This is a genomic window from Bradyrhizobium sp. 62, from assembly GCF_023073035.1.
Taxonomy (GTDB): Bacteria; Pseudomonadota; Alphaproteobacteria; order Rhizobiales; family Xanthobacteraceae; genus Bradyrhizobium.
The window spans coordinates 18,501-20,400 of record NZ_JADPIT010000004.1 but is presented as its reverse complement, the minus strand read 5'-3'; the positions used below and the strand labels follow the sequence as shown (position 1 = coordinate 20,400).

Annotated in this window: 1 protein-coding gene; it reads right to left on the bottom strand. The window is 62.7% G+C overall.

What is annotated here, in order from left to right:
- Window positions 1-107 precede the first annotated feature (107 nt).
- Window positions 108-1,742: an alkaline phosphatase family protein gene (locus IVB47_RS02620; RefSeq protein ID WP_247459670.1), complete on the bottom strand. Its 1,635-nt coding sequence runs from the start codon at window positions 1,740-1,742 to the stop codon at window positions 108-110.
- Window positions 1,743-1,900 lie beyond the last annotated feature (158 nt).

Below are 1,900 nucleotides of genomic sequence, written 5' to 3'. Positions count from 1 at the left end.
TGGCCGGGCTTGTCCCGGCCATCCACGTGCACCGCCACTTGACGCAAGACGTGGATGCCCGGGTCGAGCCCGGGCACGGCGAGCCGAGAGAGCGTCGTTCCGCTCACCTACAGCTTCGCGCGCTGTTCAATTCCGTCCTTGATCGACGCCAGCTCCGCCTCATCCCAGATGCCGATCAGGATGCCGCCCTTCACCTGGAGCTGGTTGTCGGCATAGGCCGCGATCTTCTCGCGCGGCGTGGTGATGTGGTCGTTCGGGTGCAGCGCCCAGTCGAACAGCTCGGCCTGCAATCGCGCGATGATGCCGGCGCAATCGGGATCGTCGCCGCGATCCAGAAACTCTTCCGGATCGGTTTCGAGGTCATACAGCATCGGGCGGAAGCCCGAGGCGTGGATGTATTTCCAGCAGCCGTCGAACACCATGAACAGGCGGCAGCGTTCGATCGGCTGGTTCAGCTTCAGCCGCACGTCCTGCATGACATAGTCGTATTCGGAGAACGCTACCTTGCGCCAATCCGGCGGAGTCTCGCCGCGCAGCAGCGGCAGCAGCGAGCGTCCCTCGAGGATATGGCCCGGCACCTTGCCGCCGAAATAGTCGACGAAGGTCGGCGCGAGATCGATGGCTTCGACCAGAGCATCGTTGCGCGTGCCGCGCGTGGCATCCGCCTCCTTCGAGGGATCAATGACAATCAACGGAATCTTCGCCGACTGCTCGTGGAATAGATCCTTCTCGCCCATCCAGTGATCGCCGAGATAATCGCCGTGATCGGAGGTGAATACGATCATGGTGGTGTCCAGCAGATCGCGCTCCTCCAGGAACTTCATCAGCACGCCCATCTGGTCGTCGATCTGGGTGATCAGGCCCATATAGGTCGGGATCACCTTCTCGCGGGCATCGTCGCGCGCCATGTTGCGGGAGTAGCGCATGTCCATATAGGCGCCGAACACCGGATGCGGATTCTGCCGCTCGCGCTCGGAGCGGATCACCGGAATCATGTCTGATGTCGAATACATGCTGGCGTACGGTTCGGGCGCGATGTAGGGCCAGTGCGGCTTGATGTAGGACAGATGCAGGCACCATGGCCTGCCATCGGTCTCCGCTTCGCTGATGAAGTCCATGGCGCGTCGCGTCATGTAGGGCGTCTCGGAATGCTCATCCGGCACGCGCGCGGCCTTGTCGGCATGCACGAGCAGCCAGCCGTTTTGCAGCGAGCCGTCCTCGGCCGCGCCGGAATTGGCCCAATGCTCCCAGGGATTGGGCGCATCAAAACCCTGCTGGCGCAGATATTCGTCGTATTTCGGACGCGGCCGTCCCGTTGGATGCAGGCCGTCGTCGCGCTCATAGGGCTCAAACCCGCATTCGGCGACGTGCACGCCGATCATCGATTCCGGCGGGATGCCGAGCGCCTTCATGCCTTCGAGATCGGGCGCCATGTGGGTCTTGCCGACCAGCACGTTGCGCACGCCGAGCTTCTTGAGGTGATCGCCGAGCGTGGGCTCGCCGACCCGCAACGGCCAGCCGTTCCAGTGCGAGCCGTGCGAGCGCATGTAGCGCCCGGTGTAGAACGACATCCGCGAGGGACCGCAGATCGGCGATTGCACATAGGCCTTGCTGAACAGCACGCCGCGCTTCGCCATGGCGTCGATGTTCGGCGTCTTCAGCTTGGGATGGCCGGTGCAGCCGAGATAGTCGTAACGAAGCTGGTCGCACATGATCCAGAGAACGTTCTTCGCGCGCGCCATGAATCATCCCTGCCGTTTCTTGATTGCTGGATGCTGCGCTATCGGAACGCCGGTGACAACCTCTCCCAACGTCGTCCCGGCGAAGGCCGGGACCCAAACTCCTCAGCAGAAGTCGTGGCGCAAGACGGCAATGATCAATCTTCGCCAAATCGCGTTCG

Excerpts from the sequence above, each read along its gene's own strand:
- IVB47_RS02620 (WP_247459670.1), bottom strand. The coding sequence starts at position 1,742 with ATGGCGCGCGCGAAGAACGTTCTCTGGATCATGTGCGACCAGCTTCGT.